Source organism: Sphingobium sp. OAS761, from assembly GCF_024168485.1.
Taxonomy (GTDB): domain Bacteria; phylum Pseudomonadota; class Alphaproteobacteria; order Sphingomonadales; family Sphingomonadaceae; genus Sphingobium.
The window spans coordinates 44,047-69,554 of sequence record NZ_JALJVY010000004.1 but is presented as its reverse complement, the minus strand read 5'-3'; the positions used below and the strand labels follow the sequence as shown (position 1 = coordinate 69,554).

General features: G+C 61.7%; 23 protein-coding genes and 2 pseudogenes. 22 read left to right on the top strand and 3 right to left on the bottom strand.

What is annotated here, in order from left to right; all coding sequences use genetic code 11:
• Positions 1-149: 149 nt before the first annotated feature.
• The gene (locus tag J3E64_RS06520; RefSeq protein ID WP_253341197.1) at positions 150-773 is read right to left on the bottom strand and encodes a glutathione S-transferase family protein; all 624 of its coding nucleotides are present in this window, start codon (positions 771-773) and stop codon (positions 150-152) included.
• Positions 774-1,091: 318 nt separating this feature from the next.
• On the opposite strand from J3E64_RS06520, the gene J3E64_RS06515 reads away from it, so the two are divergent.
• The 12 genes from J3E64_RS06515 (at position 1,092) to J3E64_RS06460 (ending at position 14,926) form a co-directional block, all read left to right on the top strand.
• Positions 1,092-3,251 carry a TonB-dependent siderophore receptor gene (locus J3E64_RS06515; RefSeq protein ID WP_253341195.1) on the top strand — a complete coding sequence of 720 codons (2,160 nt, stop codon included), beginning with the start codon at positions 1,092-1,094 and terminating at the stop codon, positions 3,249-3,251.
• A gap of 67 nt (positions 3,252-3,318) precedes the next feature.
• A complete protein-coding gene (locus J3E64_RS06510) occupies positions 3,319-3,591 on the top strand; it encodes a hypothetical protein (RefSeq protein WP_253341193.1) in 273 nt (90 codons plus the stop codon).
• A 16-nt stretch (positions 3,592-3,607) separates the two neighbouring features.
• Positions 3,608-5,314, top strand: a complete 1,707-nt coding sequence (locus tag J3E64_RS06505; RefSeq protein ID WP_253341191.1) for a PepSY domain-containing protein — start codon at positions 3,608-3,610, stop codon at positions 5,312-5,314.
• Positions 5,307-5,615, top strand: a complete 309-nt coding sequence (locus J3E64_RS06500) for a DUF3325 family protein (protein WP_253341189.1) — start codon at positions 5,307-5,309, stop codon at positions 5,613-5,615. The genes J3E64_RS06505 and J3E64_RS06500 overlap by 8 nt, the downstream gene beginning before the upstream one ends.
• 58 nt (positions 5,616-5,673) lie before the next feature.
• Positions 5,674-6,198 (top strand): sigma-70 family RNA polymerase sigma factor, encoded by a 525-nt coding sequence (locus J3E64_RS06495; protein WP_253341187.1) that lies wholly within the window; start codon positions 5,674-5,676, stop codon positions 6,196-6,198.
• Entirely contained in the window at positions 6,195-7,244 is a 1,050-nt protein-coding gene (locus tag J3E64_RS06490) for a FecR domain-containing protein (protein WP_253341185.1), read from the top strand. The genes J3E64_RS06495 and J3E64_RS06490 overlap by 4 nt, the downstream gene beginning before the upstream one ends.
• Positions 7,245-7,489: 245 nt before the next feature.
• Positions 7,490-10,513, top strand: a complete 3,024-nt coding sequence (locus J3E64_RS06485; protein ID WP_253341183.1) for a TonB-dependent receptor — start codon at positions 7,490-7,492, stop codon at positions 10,511-10,513.
• Positions 10,513-11,400 carry a Slam-dependent surface lipoprotein gene (locus J3E64_RS06480; protein ID WP_253341181.1) on the top strand — a complete coding sequence of 296 codons (888 nt, stop codon included), beginning with the start codon at positions 10,513-10,515 and terminating at the stop codon, positions 11,398-11,400. Before J3E64_RS06485 ends, J3E64_RS06480 begins: the two co-directional genes overlap by 1 nt.
• A gap of 163 nt (positions 11,401-11,563) precedes the next feature.
• A complete protein-coding gene (locus J3E64_RS06475) occupies positions 11,564-13,006 on the top strand; it encodes a surface lipoprotein assembly modifier (RefSeq protein WP_253341179.1) in 1,443 nt (480 codons plus the stop codon).
• A gap of 45 nt (positions 13,007-13,051) precedes the next feature.
• Positions 13,052-13,657: a biliverdin-producing heme oxygenase gene (locus J3E64_RS06470; RefSeq protein WP_253341172.1), complete on the top strand. Its 606-nt coding sequence runs from the start codon at positions 13,052-13,054 to the stop codon at positions 13,655-13,657.
• The gene (locus tag J3E64_RS06465; protein ID WP_253341170.1) at positions 13,641-14,063 is read left to right on the top strand and encodes a YbaN family protein; all 423 of its coding nucleotides are present in this window, start codon (positions 13,641-13,643) and stop codon (positions 14,061-14,063) included. Before J3E64_RS06470 ends, J3E64_RS06465 begins: the two co-directional genes overlap by 17 nt.
• Positions 14,060-14,926, top strand: a complete 867-nt coding sequence (locus J3E64_RS06460) for an energy transducer TonB (protein ID WP_253341167.1) — start codon at positions 14,060-14,062, stop codon at positions 14,924-14,926. Before J3E64_RS06465 ends, J3E64_RS06460 begins: the two co-directional genes overlap by 4 nt.
• A gap of 109 nt (positions 14,927-15,035) precedes the next feature.
• Here J3E64_RS06460 and J3E64_RS06455 read toward each other — a convergent pair whose 3' ends face one another.
• The gene (locus J3E64_RS06455) at positions 15,036-15,389 is read right to left on the bottom strand and encodes a DUF2285 domain-containing protein (RefSeq protein WP_367398613.1); all 354 of its coding nucleotides are present in this window, start codon (positions 15,387-15,389) and stop codon (positions 15,036-15,038) included.
• A gap of 61 nt (positions 15,390-15,450) precedes the next feature.
• On the opposite strand from J3E64_RS06455, the gene J3E64_RS06450 reads away from it, so the two are divergent.
• Entirely contained in the window at positions 15,451-15,762 is a 312-nt protein-coding gene (locus J3E64_RS06450; RefSeq protein ID WP_253341163.1) for a helix-turn-helix domain-containing protein, read from the top strand.
• On the opposite strand, the gene J3E64_RS06445 is transcribed toward J3E64_RS06450, so the two are convergent.
• The gene (locus J3E64_RS06445) at positions 15,736-16,638 is read right to left on the bottom strand and encodes a helix-turn-helix domain-containing protein (protein ID WP_253341154.1); all 903 of its coding nucleotides are present in this window, start codon (positions 16,636-16,638) and stop codon (positions 15,736-15,738) included. The genes J3E64_RS06450 and J3E64_RS06445 overlap by 27 nt on opposite strands.
• Before the next feature lie 456 nt (positions 16,639-17,094).
• On the opposite strand from J3E64_RS06445, the gene J3E64_RS06440 reads away from it, so the two are divergent.
• The 9 genes and pseudogenes from J3E64_RS06440 to J3E64_RS06400 all read left to right on the top strand — a co-directional run bounded on the left by J3E64_RS06440 (position 17,095) and on the right by J3E64_RS06400 (position 25,494).
• The gene (locus J3E64_RS06440) at positions 17,095-17,871 is read left to right on the top strand and encodes a DUF2285 domain-containing protein (protein ID WP_253341152.1); all 777 of its coding nucleotides are present in this window, start codon (positions 17,095-17,097) and stop codon (positions 17,869-17,871) included.
• A gap of 440 nt (positions 17,872-18,311) precedes the next feature.
• Positions 18,312-18,998 (top strand): annotated as a pseudogene (locus J3E64_RS06435) (ArdC family protein); the annotation flags it as partial.
• A 116-nt stretch (positions 18,999-19,114) separates the two neighbouring features.
• A complete protein-coding gene (locus J3E64_RS06430) occupies positions 19,115-20,047 on the top strand; it encodes a tyrosine-type recombinase/integrase (RefSeq protein ID WP_253341150.1) in 933 nt (310 codons plus the stop codon).
• Positions 20,044-20,973, top strand: coding sequence for a tyrosine-type recombinase/integrase (locus J3E64_RS06425; protein WP_253341148.1), 930 nt, complete (start codon positions 20,044-20,046; stop codon positions 20,971-20,973). The genes J3E64_RS06430 and J3E64_RS06425 overlap by 4 nt, the downstream gene beginning before the upstream one ends.
• Positions 20,970-21,959 carry a tyrosine-type recombinase/integrase gene (locus J3E64_RS06420; protein ID WP_253341139.1) on the top strand — a complete coding sequence of 330 codons (990 nt, stop codon included), beginning with the start codon at positions 20,970-20,972 and terminating at the stop codon, positions 21,957-21,959. The genes J3E64_RS06425 and J3E64_RS06420 overlap by 4 nt, the downstream gene beginning before the upstream one ends.
• Before the next feature lie 110 nt (positions 21,960-22,069).
• Positions 22,070-22,375, top strand: a pseudogene (locus J3E64_RS06415) (zincin-like metallopeptidase domain-containing protein); the annotation flags it as partial.
• A complete protein-coding gene (locus J3E64_RS06410; RefSeq protein ID WP_253341131.1) occupies positions 22,372-22,812 on the top strand; it encodes a DUF2958 domain-containing protein in 441 nt (146 codons plus the stop codon). The pseudogene J3E64_RS06415 and the gene J3E64_RS06410, both read left to right, overlap by 4 nt.
• A gap of 100 nt (positions 22,813-22,912) precedes the next feature.
• Positions 22,913-24,721 carry a ParB/RepB/Spo0J family partition protein gene (locus J3E64_RS06405; protein WP_253341129.1) on the top strand — a complete coding sequence of 603 codons (1,809 nt, stop codon included), beginning with the start codon at positions 22,913-22,915 and terminating at the stop codon, positions 24,719-24,721.
• Positions 24,722-24,885: 164 nt separating this feature from the next.
• Positions 24,886-25,494 carry a hypothetical protein gene (locus tag J3E64_RS06400; RefSeq protein ID WP_253341127.1) on the top strand — a complete coding sequence of 203 codons (609 nt, stop codon included), beginning with the start codon at positions 24,886-24,888 and terminating at the stop codon, positions 25,492-25,494.
• Positions 25,495-25,508 lie beyond the last annotated feature (14 nt).

Below are 25,508 nucleotides of genomic sequence, written 5' to 3'. Positions count from 1 at the left end.
GGTACGGGTACACCGGAGGCATTTGGATTGATGCGCGAAATCCGGATCGATCGCTAGGTCCGATACAAGGCCCCCAAGTAACTACGGCCGGCATGCGCAGCGATGGGTTCTCGGCCGGATATGGCAGAAGCGGGTTCGATTGGGAGACTTCAGCTAGCAGGGGCAAAGTGTGCCATCTGATCGGCATGCGCCCTGTTGAATGCCGGACCCTTCGTGATGCGCGTGACGTAAGCCTCGGTCGCGGGGCGATCTCCAAATGCACGCACTTTCTCGACACGCAGCACATCAGCCATCAGCAGATCTGCAACGGTAAAACGACCGGCGGCCAGCCATTCCCGCTCCTTCAGAACGCGTTCCATGTGGTCGAGGCGGCTTTCCATCCAATCGGTAAGGTGGTTTTCCTGAACTCCGGTCACCTCCAGAAACCACCAAGGGACGGTCACCATCTCAATTGAATTGAGCGCGGCGACTGTCCACTGTAGCGTTTCGGCTTCTCCGATCTGGTCGCGGGGCATCAGCTTTTCGCTTCTTCGAGCTAGATGCAGTAGCCCCGCACCGCTCTCGAACATTTGAAGTTCTCCATTGGACAGCATCGGAACCTGGCCGAAAGGCTGCATGTCGAGATGATTGGTTTCACGACCTTCGAACGGCACTGTCCGCACTGAGTAGTCGAAACCGGCCTCTTCGCAAGCCCACCGCAAGCGAAGGTCTCGCACGAAACCTTGTGGCCCTTCCGGCACCCAATCGAGCGTCCAAATAACCAACTCGTTCATATTGCGGCATCTCCCTCTGTCATTGCCGACCGCATACAGGTGTCTGGTTCGATGCTACAGAGAAATGGGACAGTTAAGCTCAGGCGTCCGACAGGCAGGTCTTTCCCTTCTGCTCCCCGACTAGGATCCATAATTGCCTTCGCGACTCGGCAACATGCCGGGGAAGTCGTCTCTTCCCAGCATCAAGGAAACTGCCTGTCGTTGATGCTGGGAAGAGGCGCCAATCTGCTGAGCGCACCATAATCGCAACACACTATTGATTCGCATTATCATTTAGACTAGTTGCCTGCGGACATTTGCATATCTCAGGGGGTCAATGTGTTGCGTCCGCTTTTTCCAGGTTTCAGGCTTGCCTTGTGTGCGGCAAGTGCGCTCTCGGCTCCTGTGTTGGCGCAGGACAGGGGCGATGCGCAGGAGGAGCCGGACAAGGCCGCTCAGACAGGCAACACCATCATCGTCTATGGCCGCGGGATCGAAGCGAACGCTGCGGCCACAGGGCTTGACCTGACCCCGCGCGAAACGCCGCAGTCGATTTCGATCATCACCCGTGAGCAGATGGATGATCAGGGGGCCGCAACCGTTGCCGACGTGCTCGAATACACCACTGGCATTTCGGTGAAGAGGGTGGATCGCGGTCGCAATCTCCTCTCCGCGCGCGGCTTCGACATCACCAATTTCCAGCTCGACGGGATGCCCTTCGCCACGGGCAATGTCGGCCTCGAAGAAACCAGCGCGGCAATTTACGAACGGATCGAAGTTATTCGTGGTTCGACCGGGCTGTTACAGGGTGCGGGCGAACCCTCAGCCTCGATAAACATGGTGCGCAAGAAGGCCGACGCGCGCGAGCTTACCGGCGAGATCACGGTGGAGGCAGGTTCCTGGGATCACTATTCGGGTATGATCGACGTGGGCGCGCCGTTGACAGCCGATGGTTCGGTGCGTGCCCGGCTCGTGGCCGAAGTCTATGCTCAGGATGCCTTCATCGATCTGGAAAGCAGCAAAGGCATTACCCTTTATGGTGTGCTTGGCGCGGATCTCGGACCGGGTACGCGGATCAGTGCAGGCGCGAGTTACCAGAAGGACGAGCGCGACGGCGTGATGTGGGCGCAGTTGCCCTATTGGTATGCAGACGGCTCGGTCGCCGAATGGTCGCGATCGAGGACGACCGGTGCCGAATGGAACGAGTGGGACACGATCGAAAAGGCCGCCTTCGTCACGATCGAACAGGAACTGGGGGAAAGCTGGCTACTGCGCGGCGATGTGTCCTATGCCGAGCAGACTGAGGATTCCAAGCTCATCTGGCTCTGGGGCAATCCGGACCGCGAAACCGGGTTGGGAATGGATGTATGGCCATACTGGTATCTAACCAATCCCAAGCAATGGAACTTCAACCTTCAGCTCAAGGGTGACTACCACTTGTTCGGTCGCCAGCATGAACTGGTGGTGGGCGCGATGCACAACCGTCTCAAAAACGGTTGGACCAATCGCGATCCAGATGCTGCCACGGTCGCTCCTGTTGGCAATTTCAACGAATGGGACGGCAGCTATCCTGAACCGGTATGGGGTGAACGCTACCGCATGAGCGGGTTCGGCACGACCAAGCAAAGCGCCGTTTACGCCGCTACTCGCTTCCAGATTCTCGACAGCCTGAAACTGATCGCCGGCGCGCGGCTAAGTTCATGGAAGCGGGATGAGGAGGAGGCGCTCTATACGCCCGAACCCTACACGATCGAGCACGACAACGTATTCACGCCCTATGCTGGCCTGATCTTCGACTTCAACGACTATTTGTCCGCCTATGTCAGTTATACCAGCATCTTCAATCCGCAGACCGCGCGCGATCGCGATGGGCGTTATCTCGATCCGCTCGAAGGTAACAACTACGAAGCGGGGCTGAAGGCGGACCTGATGGATGGCCGTCTGCGTGCTTCGGCGGCCGTGTTCCGTATCGAGCAGAACAATTTTGCCGTTCCGGATGACGGCTACTTTGTGCCCGGTACGACAGACGTTGCTTCGCGCCCGGCGCAGGGCGTCGTTTCGAAAGGCTATGAGCTGGAAATGCAGGGCGAACTGCTCCCTGCCTGGGATATCAGCGTCGGGTGGAGCCACTTCAAGGCCCAGGATCCCGACGGTATCGACGTGCAGGCCCATCAACCGCGCAGCGTGTTCCGAATGGCCACAAGGTACGACTTCAGCGGCGCGCTCGATGGTTTCAGTCTGGGCGGATCGCTTCGTTGGGAAAGTCGCCCGCCACAGACAGCTGACAATCCGGAAACTGGCGAAACAGAATCCGTGGGTCAGGAAGCATATGCGCTGGTCAATCTGATGGCCGCGTATGATCTGACGGATCAGTTGTCACTTCAGCTCAACGTCAACAACGTCTTCGACAAGACCTACTATAATACCAATTCGTGGTTCGGAGGTTATATTTACGGCGAACCGCGCAATGCCCGCGTGACCTTGCGGTATGGATTTTGATCGCGCGGTCATCGCGAATGGGAAGACCCATATGAGTGCTTCCCAGCGAGCGAGGCGAGTCGCCTGGATGCCGACACTCGGCCGTTTTGCCGCGGCGATCGCAGGTGGATACGTCTTTACCAACGGCTTCGTAGTGTCGACCACGCTGACCGGCTTCATATTCGGGTTGCGTTACTTCGAGGCGCAGACACTGGCCTGGCTGCTGAGCGTCATCGTCTATCTGGCGGCGATGCTGTGGGCCTTCGCCGAGCGCCGTCTGGCCCGCGTATGGCTGGTGCTGGGCGGTGGTGGGCTGGCGCTGTGTGTGGGCGCATGGCTGCTTTCGCGGCAGTTGCTCTAGAGAAAGGGAAGGGACGATGCGCGAAACGTTTCGCCTGTCGATGGCATATCTTCACACCTGGCTGGGCCTCATACTCGGCTTCGTGTTGATGGTGGTCTTCTTTTTCGGCTCGCTGTCGGTGTTCGATCGAGAGATCGACCGCTGGAGTGTGCCGGAGACGCGGGCCGAAGCAGCGCCATTCCCTTCCTTCGATCGTGATGTGCGTCCTGTGATCGCGCAGGTCCGGCCCGATCCCCACAGCGTGGAGCACACTGCGGCGGAGGTGATCGGAACACTGCCGGCGGCTGAGGACATGAAGGCGTCCGACATGGGCGTCTACACCAACCACCGTGACCCGCTGGTGCGGATGTACGTGGCGTTCGATGTACCCAACAAACCCCGCGATCCTCTTCTCGATCACGTCCATGTCTATGGCTATGCGTCGATCGACCCTCAGACCGGCGAACGCTTGCCGCCAGACCTGCAGGACCGGCTGGCGCTGGGTACCGGCTTCTTCTTTCCGCTACATTACATGCTGCATCTGGAGTGGAAGAATCTCGGCTATTGGATCGTCGGCCTGGCGGGAATGGGGATGCTGGTGGCGCTGGTCACGGGCGTGGTTATGCACCGCAAGATTTTCCGCGAGTTTTTCACCTTCCGGCCGGGCAAGGGGCGGCTGCGCTCGACGCTGGATTTGCACAATATGACCGGCGTGCTGGCGCTGCCATTCCTGTTCCTGATCTCGCTGTCGGGCCTGCTGATCTTTGCCTATATGTATTTCCCCTCGCCGACGGCGTTGATGAATCCATTGATGGAAGTGCAGGAGGCAGCGGATGCCGAGCGCACCGGCCTCGCTGCCGAACCCTCGGGCAGGCCGGGCGGGCTCGCCTCGGTCGATGCCATGATGCAGGACGCCAGGGCGCGCTGGGCGGCGAATGGCGTCCCGGGGGAAGTGGGAGAGGTTTACATTGCGCATCTTGGAGATGCCGATTCCTATGTTTCGATCAGCCGTGACACAGTCGACCGCGTAGCCACTGGCGAAACGTTGCACTTTAGCGCCGCTACCGGCGAGCTCATCTACGAAGATCCACCTGCCAGCGCCGTCGAGGCGGTGGACGGCTTCCTTTACGGCCTGCATTTCCAGTTCTTCCGGCACTGGCCGCTCCGCTGGCTTCTGTTCATCGGCGGCCTGATGGGATGCGCGTGCATTGCGACCGGGTTCCTGTTCTTCGTGGAAAAGCGCAAGCGCAAGCACGCCGAGACGAGCATACCGGGCGCCCGGATTGTCGATGCGCTGGCGGTAGCGAGCGTGAGCGGCATGCTTGTCGCCACATGCGCAATGCTGCTCGCAAATCGACTGCTGCCCATAGATCTGGCCGGTCATGACGTGTGGCAGATGAGAGTCTTCTGGTTCGCTTGGCTGTTCTCGTTGCTGCATGCCGCCATTCGTTCACCTCGGGTCGCGGTCGGCGGTACCTCTCCTGCCTGGCGCGATCAGTGCTGGATGATTGCAGGACTCGCACTTGCGGCTGTACTGGCCAATTGGGCAACGACAGGTGATCACTTGTTGTCAACTGTCGGCATGGGGTACTGGCCGGTCGCGGGCGTCGATCTGGTGTTGCTGGCGGGGGCGGGGGCGGCCGCCTTGGCCGCATATCGGCTCGGGCGACGTGCTGCGATGACCTCGCATACGCTGAAAGCCTCCCCTGAAACAGCCTCAATCGGACGGCAGGCCCATGTCTGACGGCGCCCTGACCTTCCTGGCCTTCCTCATGTCCCTTGTCGGGATGGGGACATTGGCACTCTCGATCGAGGCGCATTGGCGGCAGGTGATGGGCAACCGTGTGCGGCCTGCGAGGTCAAGACGCAGGCTGCGGCTTGCGGGTGCAGCGCTGCTTGCCATTGCCTTCCTGCCGTGTGCCGCCGCCGATCCCGTGTCGATGGCCGCATTGGTGTGGCCCATGCTTCTGACCGTCGCAGCGGCGACAGTCGCAGCGTCGCTCACGCTGCATGCGCGATTTGCGGTGTCACCGAATAGGGATTGAGGTTCCATTTTGGCGATAATCCGCTGGCGTTGTTATGGCGCCATAGATCGGAACGGATATGGGATCGGAGCAGCATAGCCGAAAACTGAACCTCTATCTGCGTCACCGCGCGGAATTGATCGACTATGCCACACCGATCGTAGGCGACCGGGCGCTTGCCGAGGACGTGGTACAGGACGCGTGGCTGCGCTTTTCCGAAGCCGGTTCGCATGATGCCAAAACGCGCCTGATCCGGCAGCCGGTCGGTTATCTCTACCGTATCGTCCGCAACCTGGCTCTCGATATCTCGCGTCGTCAGGCTTCGGAAAACTGGGCAGACGAAACACGCCTACCAGAAATTCCCGATCTTGCTGTGGATGCCGACCGCGCGATGGAAGGACGCGAAAAGTTGAAGGCTCTTCATCGCGCCCTTGCCGAGCTGCCTGAGCGCGAGCGCTTGGCTTTTGACATGCATCGCATGCAAGGGCTGACCTACGCCGAGATTGGCGTAGCGCTCGAGCTCTCACAGACGCGTGCATACGAGCTTGTTCGTGCCGCGCTCGAACATTGCATGATCAAGCTGATGGATGGCGGCCATTTATGAATTCGGCTGCAACACCGAAGATTTTCCCGGCAGTTTCGTCTAGTCCAAAAGGGAAACCGGACGATCTGATGCGCGATGAGTTGAAACATCACGAAGGCGGCATGTCACGCAATGAACTGGTGCGCGAGGCGGCCGACTTGTGGCTACAGCTTCAGGCCGATCCCGAACTGCAAAGTGAAGTCGACGAATGGTGCGCGCGAAGCGCCGATCATGAGCGAGCTTTTTCCGCCGCTAAGGAGAGCTGGACGCTCGCCGGACAATTGGCACCGTCTGCGTCCATACCGCCTGTCAGACACCGGGGCAGGGCAAGCCGATGGCATTTTCGCCCGAAGCGAGCGATCACCGCCATGGTCGGCGCTGCCGCCGCCGCGTGTCTTGCCGTCGTCAGTGCTCCTACCTTGTTGCTGATGTGGCAGTCCGATTATCGCACTGGTACCGGAGAAATGCGTAATGTGACGCTGCCGGATGGATCGTCCGTAACGCTCGATACCGGCAGTGCAATTGCCGTAAACTACGAAGATGGCCAGCGTGGTGTACGCCTGCTCGCAGGGCAAGCCTGGTTCGATGTCGCACCTGACGAGAAGCACCCCTTCACGGTCTCGGCTGCCAATGCACGGGTTAGGGTGACGGGCACCGCCTTCGATGTCGGCCTTGACGATGACTCGATCGATGTGATGCTCGCACGGGGCGGTGTCCAGGTAGCCTGGGATGACAAAGCGCCCATCATGCTAAGGCCCGGCGATCGTATCCATCTTGCTCGACCGTCCCACTCGGTAGACCGGAGCCGCATGGCCATTTCCTCTATGGGAAGCTGGAGGCACGGGCGGCTGATAATCGAAGACGTGCCACTCTCGGAAGGGATCGACCAACTGCGTCGTTATTATTCGGGAGCGATCGTGCTGACCAGTTCAGCGCTTGGGCAGCGCAGGGTCACTGGCGTGTTTGACGTTCACGCTCCCGAAGAGGCGTTGCGCCTGATGGTCCGGCAACATGGAGCCAGTGTCCGCTCCGTCACGCCTTGGCTCCTGATTGTATCTGCTGACTAAAATTCCCGGCGTCTTTTCAATCTTCTAACGAGTTCTCGAAAAAAATTCGCGATCCGACCGAAGATCGCGCGATCCATTTCGTCTCATCCTTGCACGCAGTTTATGCGATTAACTCGCAGGAGCAATAAGGATGGAAGGACGGTTTTGTGAAAGCATCGGGGGGCACCACATATGGCGCAAGGATTTCAGTACGGACACTGGCTGGGAGCACGGCTTTAGCGCTCGCGTTGGTTGCAGTGCCGTGCATGGCGCAGCAGGCTTCTTCGGTTGACGAAGAGCAGGCACGGAACACACGCTACTTCGATATTCCCGCACAGCCCCTGACCAGTGCGGTCACGGCTTTCGGCGACCAGGCCGCAATTCAGGTGACAGTGGACGGCAGTATCCTGTCCGGCCTGACGTCAACGCCCATCAGCGGCAACCTCACTCCGGTCGAGGCCCTAGATCGGCTATTGAGCGGCACGGGGATTGGCTTCCGCTGGGTCAATGGCAACAGCATCGCACTCGAGCGCGCCCCGGAAGCGGCGACAAATGGCGACGGCACCATTCAACTCGACACGCTGCAGATCGAAGGCGCGACCACGGTTGAGCGCGAAACCGGCGCGGAACGGGATGCGCGCGGCCACAACGAGGTTTATGATCTCGACATTTCATCATCCTTCGCCGGCAGGGAAGAGGTCGAGCGCTACAAAGGCGTGAACACGGCCGATGTGCTGAAGGGCATGGTCAACGTCTTTAGCGGTGATGCCCGTAATGGTGGCGCGCTCGATCCCAGTATTCGCGGTGTCCAGGGGCCCGGACGCGTACCGGTCATCGTCGACGGGACCGAACAGGCGCTGACGGTCTGGCGCGGCTATAACGGTGCGAGCAATCGCAACTACATCGATCCCAGCCTCATATCGGACGTGCAGGTCTTGAAGGGGCCTGTGTCCATCCGCGGTGTGAATGGGTCGACCGGCGGTGCCGTTGTTATCAATACGCTCGATGCCGATGACATTCTGGAGCCCGGTCGAAATTTCGGTCTCGAACTCAGGCTGGAGGGCGGCAACAACTCCATCAACCCGCGCTTGCCGACGCTACTCACCGGCCAGGACTACCGCGATGTTCCCGGCTTCACCGATGGAGGGATCGGCCCGACATATCCCTATGGCGACCCCTCACTGCGCGTGAACCTGCGAACTGAAGACGACAACGAGGCATTTTCATTCGGGGACCGAGCGATCCGGATTGCCGCTGCGGGCCGGATCAGCGACTTCGATCTTTTCGGAGCCTATGCCTTCCGCGAACGCGGCAATTACTTCTCCGGCAAGACAGCGCCCGATTACTACCAGCAGGAGGATCTGGCGGCCAATCTCTCCGACAACTATGTGCGCAGGCTCGGGCTGAACTATGAGCCGGGCAATGAGATTCCCAACACTTCGAGTGAGCTGGAATCGTTCCTCCTCAAAGGCACCTGGCGGATTGCCGACGATAAGTATCTCCAGCTCGGTTTCCGGGACAGCCGCACGAAATTCGGTGAGATCATGCCGTCGCGCGTGTTCAGCGGCAGCGTCGATTCCTTCGGTAATGTGCAATGGCCGCTGAGTAAGGTTCATCTCCAGGCTTACAACGCCGAATATAAATGGCAGCCGGAGGGCCGCTGGATCGATCTCAAAGCCAATATCTGGGCGACCGATACCGTCAGCGACACTTATAGTGCAGGCGGGTTTCCCAATTCGGCATCGGTCGAAGACCCGATCATCATCAACAGCGCAGTCTCGAACGCTGACAATGACCGCTATGGCTTTACCGCCAGCAATCAGTTCAGCCCGACCTCGACGCTCGATTTTTTGCTTGAAGGCAGCTGGCAGCATGAGAAGCTGCGCTCGGATGATGAATACACCGATGCGGTGGCCAATGGCTGGCGTCAATATCCTCGCGCCGGCCGCCGCGAGGAATATCGCATCAATTTCAGCGGCGAATGGCGGCCTGCACCGTTTCTGAAGCTCAATGCCGGAATCACCTATTCCGGCTACTGGGCGCAGGACGACTTCCTGCCCGAACTTCTGGAATTCAATGGCGGCTCCATCGACCGATATGTGACTCCGACTTTTGATGTTGAATATGAAACGACGGAATATGGCGCAGAGGCTTACGAAGCATATCTAAGGGAACGATACGCCGCGCTTGGCGCTACGCCGGAGCAAATCGAGAGAATTGTTCCGCGGAATGTCGAGAGATATCTGGCCGACCCTTATCCATTCGGCGTTTCCCATACCGGCATATGGGAGCCTGATGCTGATGGTAATTTTCACCGCGCTGACAATGTCTGCCTAAATGGCTCATTGGCCAGCGTTGAGAACTACACAGACGGCAGCTGCGTCGTCAGCGCCAACAACATGGCCGTCGCCGTTACCGAAGCCAAACGAAGGTCCGACCATGGCTGGGCGCCGAGCGCCTCGGCGACGGTCTATCTCAGCGGCAGCAGCCGCGCCTACCTGCGCTATGCGCAGGCCTATCGCTTCCCGAGCATGTTCGAAAGCACGGTCGGCTTTTCGGCATCGCTCAACCCACTCGCGGACCTCAAGCCCGAACGCATCCATTCCTGGGAGGCGGCATTCATCCAGGATCTACGCCCGCTCTTCAACCTTCATGGCGAGGCTCAGCACGCCGACCTCAAGCTCACCTGGTATCACAACACGACCCACGATGTGATCGAACGGGATACCAACCTGATGTTCAGCAATCTGGACAGGCAGGTAATCGCCGGCTTCGAGCTACAGGCCCGCTATGATAACGGAAGCTTCTTCACCGATCTCAGCGCCGGTCATATGACCACCAACAAGGTTTGCGACGAAAGTGTCGCCGCGACCATGGATCCGTCACGAGGGCGCGTGCCCGACTGCGTGAAATACGGTTTTCTCTCCAGCTTCCTGCTGACCCAGGCGATACCGGAGGACTCCCTTAACTGGACGGTCGGTGGACGCTTTTTCGACCGGCGCCTGGAACTGGGCGGCCGCCTGACCTGGTACAGCAAATATGACAACCCGCAGCTCGACGAGTTCACGGACCCGGACGATTGCGTTGGCGGATGCGTGCTGAACATCCCGTTCACTTGGGACGAGATTCTCACCTTCGATGCCTATGCGAAATTCCGGATCAACGAGCGCTTCACCGCGGAACTGACCGGCCTCAATCTCAACAACCGTTACTATCTGGATCCCTTGTCGCGATCGCTGTTGCCAGCCCCTGGGCGCACCGTGCGGTTGAGCCTGACCGGGAGGTTCTGATGCACCGAATTCAGGGCCGCCACCACATCTATCAATCTTCTCAATCGGAGATGCTGGTGACGACCCTGGATGACAGCGCCCGAATGGTCGGGTGCCTCAACCCAAGGAGGAATACCATGTTGAATACACATCTCAAGCTCGCTGCGGCTGCACTTCTGGCATCTGCCGCCTTTGCCGGCAGTGCCCATGCGCAGGTCGTCGGTGAATCCAGCAATACCGCCAAGGTCAAGATCGATGTCAGTACCGTCAATGGCGGACCGCACAGTTCGGGCGAGGTCGGCATCAATGTGCCGGCCCTGACCTCAACTCAATATGTCGACTTTCTGGGCCTGCAAAATGTCCTCGGGACCGATGGCAATGGTGTCACGACATTCACGGCCACGACGACCGACGTCGACGATCACAGCACTTACGGTCGCTTCGACTTCGCCAAGGTCGGCTCATATGACCTCTATTTCGGTGAGTGGTCGCAGACCGGCAGCGCCACAGCGGGCGACCACACCGTCTATTATGGTGGCACAGGCGCCACGAGCAGCGGCAATATGCCGAGCAGCGGTTCGGCGAACTACACCGTCAAGGGCATAAGCAACTATGCATCGAGTGGAACGCCGCTGAGCGGCACGTTCACGGCCAATTTTGGCGCCGGTGAGCTGACCGGCTCGATTCAGAATTCGGCTCTCAAGATCGATATCGGAACGGCTGACATCTTCGGATCCGCGATTTCAGGTTTTGGCACGGCCGATGCGACCAACCCAAGCACCACCGCCACTCTGGCCAGCAATGGCGACGTAAGCGGACAGTTCTTCGGGTCGGCTGCGCAAGCCCTGGCTGGTATCGTGAGCTTCAGCAGCAACCAGTACGATACCGCGTTCGGCGGAGAGAACTGATTAACCCTGAATGACTTTGGCCGGAACCGGACCCCCAATCGGTTCCGGCCTTTTCTCCTATCGAAACGAACCGCGATTGTATCTGACACCTGACAAGCAGGCTGGCTCCGTCCAATCCATTTCCTTGCTCCGCCTTTGGGGCGTGATGCTGTGCGCCGGTGCCATGGCCCTGCCTTCCACCGCTTTCGCGCAAAGCTCGGCCGATCAGGACACGAGGCTGCGCCTCGATCAACAAATGGAGGGGCAGAAGCGCGAAAGCGAATCCGAACTGCTCGAAGACGCCGATGCGCTCGATGTTCCGACCTCGCTTGAAATCGACGGCCAGACCTATTCGGTCGGTGACAATGCCAATGATATGGGGAAGGCGCTCTATATCTCGATCACGCGCAAGCAATGGCCCGACGTACAGCGCTTCCTCGCCGCCTATCGGCGCTATCCCGATCGCGACCCGATGCTGGTCCATTATGGCAAGGGCGGCCTGGCACGCGAAGGTGGAGATCTGTCCGCTGCGGAAGCCGAGTATCGTGCGCTGCTGGCGCTCCAAGCCGACTTTCTTCCCGGCCAGCTCGAACTCGCGCGCGTGCTGTTCGAAAATCACAAGGATCGTGAAGCGCGTCGCGCATTCCAAGCTGCACACACGCTGTTGGCCGAAGAAGGCGATCAGGCCGTCAATGTGCGTCAGACGGTAGACGCCTTTCTCCATGCTTTGGAGCGGCGGCGCGGATGGCAAGGCAGGATCGCAGTCGGGCCGACCTACAGCACAAATCTCAATCAGTCCTCGGCCAGCTATACCTGTCTGCTCGAAGCCGATGACGGGACATGTCTGTTCGACCGCAAGGTTCCTGACCCGATCGCCGCTGCCGGTGTCAATTTCGAGGCGACGTTGGGCCGCGATATCCCGCTTGGCGGCCACCACGGCATCAGGGCGCGCGGACTGCTCTACGGCGACATCTATCCCGATCAGCACGATTATTCGCAAGCGACCGCGATCGGTCGCGTCGGCTATCGATACCAGTCCGCCCGGAACACGATTGCCCTGTCCCCATCGTTCGAGATCGGCTCGCTTGGGTCGTCGATCCTCTATGACGCGCCCGGCATCAATGCCGAATGGACGCATATTCTATCGCCCAGCGCGACGCTTCGGTTTGAGGGCGCCTACCGCGATTTCCGTTACCGATTGGCTACCTACGACCGGCAAGACGGCCCTCTGACCGATATCAGCCTTACCGCCTGGTACGCGGTGGCACCGGGCTGGACGCTGTTCGGCGGCCCGGATTTTTCCGTCAAGGACACTGACGATCCGGTCGACTCCTATGACCAGGGGGGCGTGCGGCTTGGTCTCAACAAGTCTTTCGGAACGGACGCCAGCCTGCTGCTGATCGGTTCCTACCGATATCGCAGATACCGGGCCTATAGCGAATTGTTCGCGGCGCAGCGCCAGGACGACCAGTTCAACGCCACTGCGATCGCGCGTTTTCCCGCACTGAAATTTGCCGGGCTCGTGCCCGAGATCGTGGTCCAGCACACCCACATCGAGAGCAACATCGACTGGCTGTATTCCTACGACCGCACCAGCGCCAGCCTGAGGCTCAGCCATGCCTTCTAGCGTCCCGCAGATTTCTTCGACCAACCTCAACAGGAGTGATTACCCATGACCACGACAATATCCGCACCCCCGCAGCGTGAAGCGAGCCGCGCCAAGCGCCTCAAGGCACGGACCCATGAAGTGCATGAGGGTGTCGATCGGTCCATCATGTCGGCCGCGTCATTCGCCAACCTGGAACGATATGAGCGGTTTCTCGCCGTCCAGTATCTCTTTCACCATGACGTCGCCGCCTTGTATGAGGACACAGGCCTGCAAGCGCTGTTTCCCGGTCTTGCCGCGCGTCAGCGACTTCATCTGGTCGCGGCGGACCTGACCGATCTGCAATTAGATCCGCCGCAAACGATGACGCCGGTGTTCGTGTCTGGTGATACGGTCGATATCCCCACCGCGCTGGGCTGGCTCTATGTCGCCGAAGGCTCGAACATGGGCGCGGCGCTCCTCCGCAAGGAAGCAGCAAAGATCGGTTTATCGGACGACCACGGCGCTCGGCATCTGGCCCCGGCGCCGGCAGGCCCTGCGCCGCACTGGCGCGCCTTCACCGCCGCGCTAGACAGTGTGACCCTCGATGAGACCGAGGAGTCCCGCGTGGGCGATGGTGCGATCGCGGCCTTCGCACGCGTACAGGATCATGTCGATGCGCGTCTTGGCTGAACCTTCACCCGGCGAGCTCTCGCAACGTGGACGGGCCGTGCGCACCGTCTGGCTGCTGCTGGGGCTGGTGCTCGTCGGTATCGGCATCATCGGCATTGTGGTGCCCTTGCTTCCCACGACCGACTTCATGCTGCTGGCGTTGCCGTGCTTTGCGAGGTCCTCGCCGAGGCTGGAGGCATGGCTCCTCAATCATCCTCGCTTCGGTCCGGGGCTCAGAGCCTGGCGAAGCGAACGCGCAGTGCCGCGCAACGCCAAGATCATGGCCTGCATCGGGATGACCATCGGTTATTTTGTCTTCTTGCTGCATGCACAACCGAACTGGATTCTATCGGCCGCGATTGCTCTTTTCATGCTGTTCTGGGCGGTTTGGATCGTGCGCCGGCCCGAGCCGAGGAGCCGCCGATGACGTGGAGGGATCAACTCACCCGCGACCAGATGTCTGATGCCCAGGACTTCGAGGCATTCGGCGATTCTGTTGTATTGAAGAGTTACCTATATGGCGACGCCGGTATTTCTTCAGACCTCGGAGAATCACCATCAGTTCCCACTGTCGAATGGGCGCCGCCAACACGATATTGCGACCAGCCGATGGATTGGCGCACGAGGCTGGTGGGGCTGGGCGGGACGACGGCGATGCTCTCGCTTGTCGCCGCAGCTGGAACGCTCGGCTGGCATGTGGCCGAGAACGTCAACGTCTCGCCGTCCCCACCTGTGGTTGTCAACTTGCGAAGCTTCGAAGCACCGCCGGAGCCAGTGCGTGAAGTACCGGAAGGCCCGGAGAAATTCGAACGACAGGAAGCGAAGCCTGAACCGAAGCCGGATGTCGTCATTCCTACACCATTGATACGGCTTTCCGTCCCTTCCGCAGCGCTTCAGGACATGCCCGAGCCGACGATCGAGATCGTCGATCCTGGCCCGACTGTTTCCGAGACAACGGCGCCAAAAAGTATCGCCGCGCCACAGGGCCGGCAGGTTTCGAACGATGCCAAGGCGACATGGGAGGCGCTGGTACTGGCGCATCTCGAAAAATATCGCCGCTATCCCGCACGTGCCCGGGCAGCCCGTCAGCAAGGCGTCACCCGTATTCGCTTCACCATGAACCGAGCGGGACGGATATTGTCGGCGGAGATAGCTCGGAAATCGGGCTTCTTCGCGCTCGATCAGGCCGCGCTTGGCACATTGCGCCGCGCGGAACCTCTACCCGCTATTCCCGAAGGAATGCCGGACGAGGTGGAACTCACCGTACCAGTCGAGTTCTTCATTCGTTAACAAGGGCGCTGCAGTCCGCCGCCGATTCAGAGCACGTAGTTCCAGCAGTCTCCCTGGAACCCGGTCGCAACGTTTGATAGTCCGAGCCTGTCTCTCTGATGGTTCGAAACTATCTGTCGCACGGCCGCACGTTGTTCATGGCGTCCGTCAATAGTTTGCGGTGACCATGGTCACGCATCCATCGTGCACGCTTAAGATGTGCGGCATGGACCGCACGCGCCTCGCGCGGTTTGTCAGCGGGATCGAGGTGAAGGACGATGCGCGCCACGTCGGCCCAATCCGCACCATCTGCTTCGGCATCCAGCAGGCGCAAATACACTATTAGCAGGCGATAGTCATAGTCGGTGAGACCGTCCGAATACGGCGGTTCTGGCAGCAGTTCGGGTTGCAGAGTGGGGCGCGGTCGCATGACGCTCTCTCTTCGGCGTTCCACTCTTCCATGGCACGGAAGTAGCGACCCGATCCTGCGCTCTTCCCCGCCAAAGTCAAGCCATCCTGAAATGGGATAATCCTAGATCGGGATCATGAGTGCGACCGGATTTCACAGATCGCCGGTCAGCATGTCAAAGTCTCTTCGTTCACCTCGCCACAACAAACTCCGGCAATTGCTGGTCGATGCCCGAAAGACGGGTGGGTGGACGCAGGAGCAAGTCGCCGCCAAGCTGAGCAAACCACAGTCGTTCGTCGCGAAATATGAAGGCGGTGAACGGCGCCTCGATCTGATCGAACTGATCGATGTGCTGCGCGCGCTGGACCACGACCCGATTGCCTTGGTTGAGGAAGTGATGCGCGAAGATGGTGGTGGGATTTCAGAGCCGGTCCAGCCTGAAGCGTGATGGCGTAGTGCCCACGAGCCTCCGGAAATGGGCGGCGAAATGACCATGACTGGAAAAGCCCGTCGCATGGGCAATCTGCGTCACCGACGCTTGTGAGGTGAGAAGCAGGGCCTTTGCACGTTCGATACGACGCCGGATGACGTAGCGGTGCGGCGGGTGTCCGGTCGACTGCCGGAATGCGAGACCGAAATGATGGGTGCTCAGCCCTGCAACCGTGGCGAGTTCGCGAACCGATAGATCTTCCGACAAATGCGCTTCGATATAGTCGATTACCCGATGAAGCCGGGCCGCACCGAGGCCGCCGCGCATGGGCGTCGGGGTCGGGCTGCCGTCGGCATATTGGCGAAACAGATGGACGATCGTTGCCTTGGCCAGCCCCTCGACGAAGAGCCTGCCACCAGGACCACCGCGCATCAGTTCCTCTGACCAGGTGGGGAGGGCATTGCGAATATTGCGATCGACACTTCCGACCGATGGGCGCATCATGGCCCCGCCTTTTCCGAAGATTTCCGTGCCCACACGGTTAATCATGGCCTGATCGAAAGCCACGATCAGCAACTCCGGTGAACCTCGCCAGCGCTGGAAGAAGGGATTGTCGCCCGGATTGATATGCGCCATCCCCGGTTCGACGCGCGTAACCTGGAGCCTGTCACTCCCCGGCTCCGACCATTCAAGATCGATCGGGTCACCCACATGGATCGCGATGCTGAGCTGCGAGCCGCCGATGATCTTTCCGTCTTCGTTGGGTGTCAGCGCCCCTCGTATGATATGTACGCCGTCATATGACAGGCTGTTGGCGAGCCTCAGCCGGGGTGATCCGCGCGGTGCGCTAAAATCGATCATCTCGCGTCCGGCCGGCCTCCGGGATTGGGGCATGCCGAAACCCTCCTGACAACAAGACGGATCTGGGCATAAAAACTTCGGTAAGCAGGCCAGTTGTTGCAGCCGTTTCGCAGCCGCGTTGTGGCAATCCGAAACCGGGACGGTTGGGGGATCGTGCCTTAGCGTATATGCCAGCGTCAGGATCTGCGTCGCGCGTTGTTCATCGTTTCGGTATGAATTGCGATCCTTGCAGACATGGCCGGTGAAGCGATCGACCCGGTCATGCTGACCGATAATGTGCTATGGATGGGAGCGCAGAGTTCCAGGTGACGTTTCCCGGCACTTCGCCGGGTGAATGGAACGATTGCCGTCCTTTCGTGGAAGCGCGTTCGGCAATTCCCGAGAATCATGCAAGTCTGACCGGTCTGCCCCCCGGGGTATTGGCCGCACTGTGCTGCCTCGCCGGTTCCCACCGTTCCCGCTCGACGGGAACGGAAGAGGAGAGGAAGCATGGACGAGGCCAGGACGGCGTCGGGCCATTCGTCATGGGCCGACGACACCGCCTATGTCCCTCTGACAGGGGCCGATCGCGCAACCTTCGCCTGGGAGTTCGCGCGCCGCAAGTGCGGTTCGCCGGCCTGCGCGCCTTCCTCCGGCACCGCCCTGACCGACGACATTCTGCTCGTGCGGGAAGAGGAACCAGCCACTTTGCCGGGACTGCGCTTCGCGCTTCCTCCGGCCAGGCCGGGGGAGCTTTCGGCCGTGCAATGGGACTGGACATGCGATCCTTCGGTGCTGCCCGTCACCGCGCTTCCCGCCCCCAAGGGCTTCGATTTGCGCGGCCTGTGCCTGCCTGCGGTCGTAATGCGTGGCCGCAACGCCGAACATGTGCTGATCGCCGATGGGCCTGTCCGCCTGCGCCTGGCGGTTCTGGACGGAACTTTGCTCGAAGGCGCGGTGCGCTTTCACTATCATCTTTCCCAGGGGCATGAACCCACCAATCTGAGGGCGCTCAGGCGCTTGATGACGTTGCGGCGGTGCGGACATCTTTCCGGACCGCGGAGCCTTTCGGCGGCACGGGCATCGCGATGGGCTGTGGTGCTGCGCGCCTGGGACGCGCATTGTGCCGGAGCCAGCCAGCGCGATATCGCTTATCTGCTCTGGGGCCGGTCCCGTGTCCTGGAAGACTGGAACGGGCGATCTGACTATCTGAGGATGCGGGTTTATCGCATGATCCATTCCGCACGCCGGTTGGTGAACGGCGATTGGTGGACGCTGCTGCGATAGGAGAAAGGGCAACCCGGCGTCTCGCCCGCGAACGGGCGACCGCGCTCTACGCCGCTAGGCTCCTTATGTCGCCAAGCTCTGCCGGGCCGCTTCGCGTCCCGGTCCATTCGGATGATGATCGCTGACGCATGTCCGGGAGCTGGCGCTCCCGGAGATATGGCCCGCCGCACCTGATCGGCGCGGCGACGCTGTTTGTTGGCAGGCCCTTGGGCGTGCCGGGTGGACGGCGCGCCCTGCTAGGCCCGCCGCGGCGCGCGGCAAGCCTTCGGCTGCTTCATTGCATTGCGCCCCTGCGCCCTCCCCATCGCTAGCGCGATGGGGACCCCGGACTTGGGTGCCGCCCGCCGCTTCCTGCGGGCCTTTGCGGACGCTTCTGCCGCCCACCCGCCACGCCCGGCGGGAACTGCGGCGAGGATTTGAGCCGAGACAGGAGGCAGGCAATGGCTAGTTCGGGCAAGCGACGCGCGCGCGGCGAGGGCAGCAGGGTTTCCACCCGCAAGGGCGAGGCAGGCCCGCGCGTCAATCTCTATGATGAGGTCACACAGCGGATCATTGCCGAGCTTGAGGCAGGGCGCTTTCCGTGGGTGCAGCCGTGGGATTCGCGCGTTACGGGCGGCCCCGGCCTGCCGATGAACGCGCTGACCGGCAGGCGCTACTCAGGCATCAACGTGCTGCTTCTATGGGGCGCAGCCATCGGCGGCGCTTACCCCTCGCAGCACTGGCTCACCTTCAAGCAGGCACTGGAAGCTGGCGGCAATGTCCGCAAGGGCGAGAAAGGAACGATGGTCGTCTATGCCGACCGTTTCGTGCCCGAGGCCGAGAAGACCAAGGCGCGTGAGACGGGCGAAGATGCCAAGGCGGTCCCGTTCCTCAAAAGGTTCACCGTGTTCAACGTGGCGCAATGCGAGGGCTTGCGCGAAGGGCTGGCGCGTGATCCCGCGCCGCTGCCCGAACGCGAGATCATTCCCCATGCCGAGGCGCTGATCAAAGCGACCGGAGCTGATTGCCGCATCGGCGGCAGCGAGGCTTTCTATTCACCCGGCGGCGATTTCGTGGCCGTGCCGCCGCAACCCGCCTTCCGCGACCAGATCAATTTCTATCGCACCGCCTTTCACGAACTCTCGCATAATGCCGCGACCCGGATTATGCCGCGCGGCGTCGGAATGGCGCGGTCAGCGGCATGATCACGCGCTTCCAGTTCGGCATAATCTTCCGTGCTCCAGCAACATGGAGCATCACGATTATGACCGACATACTTACTGAGGCGGGGACCGCGCGAGCGGTGCTGCTCGCCAATTTCGACGACTATCTCGTCAAGCAGCGCGGGCTGAGCGCGCGAACGATCTATCACACGCTGCGGTTCGCCAACCGGTTCCTTGATCATCGCTTTGGTGACGGCGCGATCAGTCTCGCGGACCTTCGACCCGCCGATGTCATCGGCTTCATCGAGCATGTTCTGGCGGCAGCACGCCGCGACAAGACGGTTGCGACGCATGTTCGCATCTTCCTCCAATATCTGTTCGGGTGTGGGGCGACGGCCAGCAATCTGGCGCTGAGCCTTCCCAAGATGGCCAAGCGTTGGGACGCGCGGCTGCCCCGGCATCTGTCGCCCGATGGGGTCGAGGCAGTGCTCGCTTCGGCGCGCAGTAATCCGCGATATGGCGCGCGCGACTATGCGATGCTGCTGATCATGGCGCGGCTCGGCCTGCGCGCGGTCGAAGTCATCGCGATCCAACTCGACGACATCGACTGGCGTGCTGGCGAACTGACGGTGCGCGGCAAAGGCCAGTTGCACGACCGGATGCCGATCACGCCGGAGGTCGGCGACGCGCTGAGCACCTATCTGCGCGAGGAACGTGGCCCGGCGACCTGCCGCACCCTGTTCGTCACGCAGCGCGCACCCTATCGACCGTTCAAGGACGGGCAGATCGTCAACGCGATCCTCAAGGACGCATTGAAGGCGACCGGACAGAAGCCGGTGACGCCCTATGTGGGATCGCACCTGCTGCGTCATAGCCTTGCGACCCAACTGGTGAACGCGGGCGCATCGCTTGACGAGGTCGGCGACGTGCTGCGGCACCGTTCGCGCTCATCGACCATGATATATGCCCGGCTCGACATCGACGGGCTGCGATCCATTGCGATGCCCTGGCCGGTGGCGGGAGGCGCGCAATGAGCCTCATGCCCCAGCTTGATCGCTATCTTAGCGTTCGCCGCAGCCTCGGTTACGATCTGCGCACTAGCGAGCGCATCCTGCGCCGCTTCACCAGCTATGCCGATACCGAAGGTGCGGCCCACATCTGCACGGCGCTGTTCCTGCGCTGGCACGCAACGCTGGCAGACGCGAACGGGTCGACCAGAGCTACGAGGCTGCGCGTAGTGCGCCTGTTCGCGCAATGGCTGAGCGGCTTCGATCCCGCGCACGAGGTGCCGCCGCAAGGGTTGCTGCCGGACTCTTCCAACCGGCCTCGTCCGCACATCTACACCACCGCCGAGATCGCGGAGATCGTTGCAGCCGCCCGTGAACTGCCGTCGGTCTACGGCCTGCGGGGGCACACCTGCTCGACGCTGTTCGGGCTGATCGCGGTCACCGGCCTGCGGATCAGCGAAGCGTTGGCGCTCGACCGCGATGACCTTGATCAGGGCGTGCTGCGGGTCAGGCGTGGAAAGCTTGGCCGCGAGCGACTGCTGCCGCTCGATCCGGGCGTGGTGGCACATCTTGATGCCTACCTTGCCGAGCGGGACCGCCTGATCGGACACGCGGCGAAACCGCTGTTCGTCACCGAAAAGGCGACGCGGCTGACCGACTGCTCGGCCCGCTACAACTTCGCGCAGGCCAGCCAGCGGATCGGGTTGCGATCCCACCAACGGTATCAGCGACATGGCCGGGGACCGCGCATCCACGATCTGCGTCACACCTTCGCGGTGCGCACGATGATCAACTGGTATCGCACCGGCAAAGACCCGGCGCGCGAGATGATCCGGCTCACGACCTATCTGGGTCATACCGATCCTTCCAACACATACTGGTATCTGGAAGCGGTGCCGGAACTGCTTGATCTGGCGATGGCGCGCGCCACCGCTGGGGAGGTGGCACGATGAGCGCCGCCTTGCCCGCGCTGATCCAGCGCTTCTTCACCGATCGGCTGTGCACGCAGTTGGAGGCGAGCCGCCACACGGTCGCGGGCTACCGCGATACGTTCCGGCTGCTGCTCCGATATGCAAGTGCTGAGCTTGGCAAGCCGCCGGTCAAGCTGACGGTCGAGGACATCGACGCCGATCTGGTCGCCGACTTCCTCGTCCACACCGAGACGGCGCGCGGCAACAGCGCGCGCAGCCGCAATACCCGGCTCGCCGCCATCCGGTCGTTCTTCCGCTTCGTCGCGATGACCGACCCGACCTGGCTGCTGCACTGCCAGCGCGTGCTCGCGATGCCTAACAAGCGCTACGTGAAGCGCACGGTGACGTTCCTCGATGCTGACGAGATGGCCGCGTTGCTGGCAGCGCCGGATCGCTCGACATGGGCGGGACGGCGCGACCACGCGCTGCTCCTGCTCGCGGTGCAGACTGGTCTCCGGGCATCCGAACTGGTCGGCCTCACGCTGGGCGATGTGGTGCTCGGCACCGGCGCGCACATCCGTTGCTTGGGCAAGGGCCGAAAGGAGCGTGCCACACCGCTTCGCCGTGATACCGCCAAGCTGCTGGCGACGTGGATCGGCGCCGACAAGGAGGAAAGCAGGCCGCTGTTCCCGTCGATCCGGGGCGAGCGGCTGAGCCGCGATGCGCTCGAACATCTGGTCCGCAAGCACTGCCTGACGGCTGCGCGGACATGCCCGAGCATTGGCGCGAAACGGGTCACGCCACATACGCTGCGCCACAGCAACGCAATGGACCTGCTGCATCACGGCGTTGATCCAGCGGTGATCGCACTCTGGCTTGGTCACGAGAACGTCGAGACCACCCAGATCTACATCCACGCCGACATGCGGATGAAGGAAAAGGCGCTCGCCCGCGTCGCTGCTCCGCCCACGCCGTCAGGCCGGTTCCGACCTGACGACCAACTCCTCGCGTTCCTGGAAGGGCTCTGATTATGCCGAACCGCCGCGCGGCCGGAGGCCAGAAAAATACCCTCAACCAGAGGCCGTGCGGCATAATCCGGGTCGCGGCATTATGGCCATTATGCCGATATCGGCATAACGGGCACTGGACCGGCCACGCCAAGCGATTGGGCCGCGACCAGTCGGGCCGCTTCGGATCGAAGCCCTATGCGCGCGAGGAATTGTGCGCCGAAATCTCCGCCGCCTTCATCTGCGCCGCGCTCGGCATCGTGCCGACCGTGCGTCACGCCGATTACGTCGGATCGTGGCTTGAGGTCTTGCGGGAGGACAATCGCGCGATCTTCCGCGCCGCCAGCCACGCCAGCAAGGCCGCCGATTTCATTCTCGCCTTTGGCGATGTCGAAGACGCCGACACCACAGGCAACGAGCGGAGGGCCGCCGCATGATCCTCCTGACCCCCGAAATCCGGGCCGCCTTGCGCGCCAACGATATCGCCCGGATCGCCGCGCAGGCTGACGGCCAGCCCGAACCCGACCCGTTGCCCGTGGTCAAATTCTTCAATCCGATGGGCGCGGCGACATGGCTGGCGAGCGAACTGGACGAAGACGGCGACACGCTGTTCGGACTGGCCGACCTTGGTTTCGGCTGCCCGGAACTTGGCGCGTTCAGCCTGTCGGAAATCGAATCCGTCCGCCTGCCCGGCGGGCTCGGCATCGAGCGCGACCTCTATTTCGCGCCGCGCTTTCCGCTGTCCGCCTATGCCGAAGCGGCGCGGATCGCAGGCCGCATCACCGAAGCCGAAGCCCTGCTCGCCACCGCCGCGCGGGCGCGCGATGTGCTCACACCCCGCAATCCCGAAATTCCGCCCATGAAGGACGGATGAGCCCGCGCGGACTCTTTTCCGCGCTTTTCCCGGCTGCATCCGCAACTCTTCCCAAGATCGACGGATGCAGCCGGTTCACCCCAAGAAGGAGTGCCCAACCATGCAACTCGCAAATATCGAACTTGGCAAGCTCTCGGTCAGTAAGGCCAACATGCGCTATGGCCGCAAGGCCCCGGACGTGTCCGACATTCTCCCCTCGATCCGCGCGCGCGGCGTGCTCGTGCCGCTCTTGGTGCGACCGGGACCTGTCCCGAGCGATGCCGAGGGAGGCAGGCCCGAGGCGTTCGAGATCGTCGCCGGATCGCGCCGTTTCCATGCCGCGCAGATCACCGCGCAGGAGAACGGCGAAGCCGATCCGCTGCCCTGTGCGATCATGGAGGACGGCGACGATGCGTCCGCGCTGGAAGCCTCGCTGATCGAGAATATCGCCCGGCTCGATCCCGATGAGGTTTCCCAATGGGAGACCTTCACCCGGCTCGTCCAGAAGGAAGGGCGGACGCCCGAACAGATCGGCCAGACTTTCGGGCTGACCGACCTCTATGTCCGCCGCATTCTCGCGCTCGGCAATCTCATCCCGCGCATCCGCGATCTCTATCGCAGGGAAGAAATCGACGCGGGCACCGTCCGCCATCTGACCTTGGCCAGCAAGGCACAGCAGAAGGACTGGCTGGCGCTGTTCGACGATCCCGAAACCTACGTCCCGACCGGCTCGCAATTGAAGGCGTGGCTGTTCGGCGGCGCGTCGATAGCGACCAAGGCCGCGATCTTTCCGCTTGGCGAATACAAGGGCCGGATCGTCACCGACCTGTTCGGCGAGGACGGCTATTTCGCCGACAGCGATCAGTTCTGGTCCGCGCAGAACGCCGCGATTGCCGCCCGACGCGATGCGCTGATCGAAGCGGGCTGGGCCGATGTCGAGGTCATGGAGCCGGGGCAATATTTCCATTCATGGGAATATGAAAAGACGCCCAGGGCCAAGGGCGGCAAGGTGTTCATCACCATCAGCCATCGCGGCGAAGTCGAAACGCATGAAGGCTGGCTATCCGCCAAGGAGGCAAGGAAAGCGCGCGCGCAGGCGGCGAAGGCGGGTGCCAGCGAAGCGGCGAACAACGCACGGCCCGAAGTGACGAGCAGCTTGCAGGCCTATATCGACCTGCATCGCCATGCCGCCACCCGCGCCGTGCTGACCGATCACCCCGGCGTGGCGCTGCGGCTCATGATCGCCCATGCCGTCACCGGCTCGCCCCTGTGGAACCTGCGCACCGAGACGCAGACCTGCCGCAACGAGGCGGTGGCCGAAAGCGTCGAGACGAGCGCCGCAGAAGCCAGATTCGACGAGAAGCGCCGTGCGGTTCTGGCCTTGCTCGACTTCGCGCCCGACGAACCGACCGTCACCGGCGGCAATGGCATGGACGAGGATACCAGCGCTATCTTCGCCCGGCTGCTTGCACTGCCGGACGGCGACGTGCTTGCGGTTCTGGCCGTCGTCATGGGCGAGACGCTCGAAGCGGGCAGCGCCGTGGTCGAGGCTGTCGGCGGTTATCTTGCCGTCGAGATGGCGAGCCTGTGGACGCCCGACGATGCGTTGCTGGACCTGATCCGCGACCGACAGGTGGTCAATGCGGTGCTGCGCGACGTTGCGGGCAAGCACACCGCCGACGCCCATGTCGCGGAGAAGATCAAGACGCAGAAGTCCATCATCCGCGATCATCTGACCGGCAGCAACGACCGCAGGAAGGTCGAGGGCTGGGTGCCCAAATGGCTGCGCTTTCCCGCCGCCAGCTACACCGCCCGGCCTTTCGCCACACTGGCGAAATGGAAGGATGTGCAGCGTCATGTGAAGGGTCTGCCCGCGCCGCAGCCGGTGGAGATGGAGCCGGTCGAGCCCTATGCTGTCGCGGCGGAATGATGGACGCAAGGGACGGCAATGCCGTCCCCGTTCTCGTTCGGAAGCTACGATAATCTTCGCCGTCCGCGCCCGGTATAGGGCGCGGACGGCTGTTCTTTTACCTTTACTTGGCAGCGTCGAAGCGAAATAGTTGCAGCCCGGCATTGCTTGATCGGAGTCCTTCCATGCGGCGCGTTTCGCTTTTGCTTTCTATTGGCCTGCTTGCTGCCTGTAGCGAGACATCCGCCCCTTCCGGCAGCGAGGTTGCCGCCGCGACGAATGAAAGCGACACGGTGGCATCGACCGAAAGCGAGGGAGAGGGCGAGACAATGCCCGTCGCCACGTCGCTCCCGGTGAGTGGCGAGGCTGCCGGCGATACAGCCGGAGCCGAACCGCAACAGGCGTCGGCCCCCAAGGGCGAAACCGTCGCCAGCCTGCCTTTGCAGCACGGCTTTTATGTCGCGGATGGCACATCTTGCGGGCAGGCGTCGAACGCCACGCTCATGCTCGTGCGCAAGAGCGGCATCAACACTTCGCGCGTCCCCTGCGATTTCAAATCGATCGAAAAGACCGGCGCGAACAGTTACCGCGTGACCGAAACCTGTTCGGAAGGCGGCGCGGCATGGGGCACCGAGGAACATATTTCCACCAACGTCTCGACGTACGAAATCCCCAACAACACCAGCTTCACCACGAAATCCGACAGCGGTTGGGAAAGCAGCGCGCGCTATTGCCCGCAATCGAGCCTGCCCGAACCCTGGCGCAACAACGACATTGCCGACCTCATCAATTGATGCCGGGCGATCCG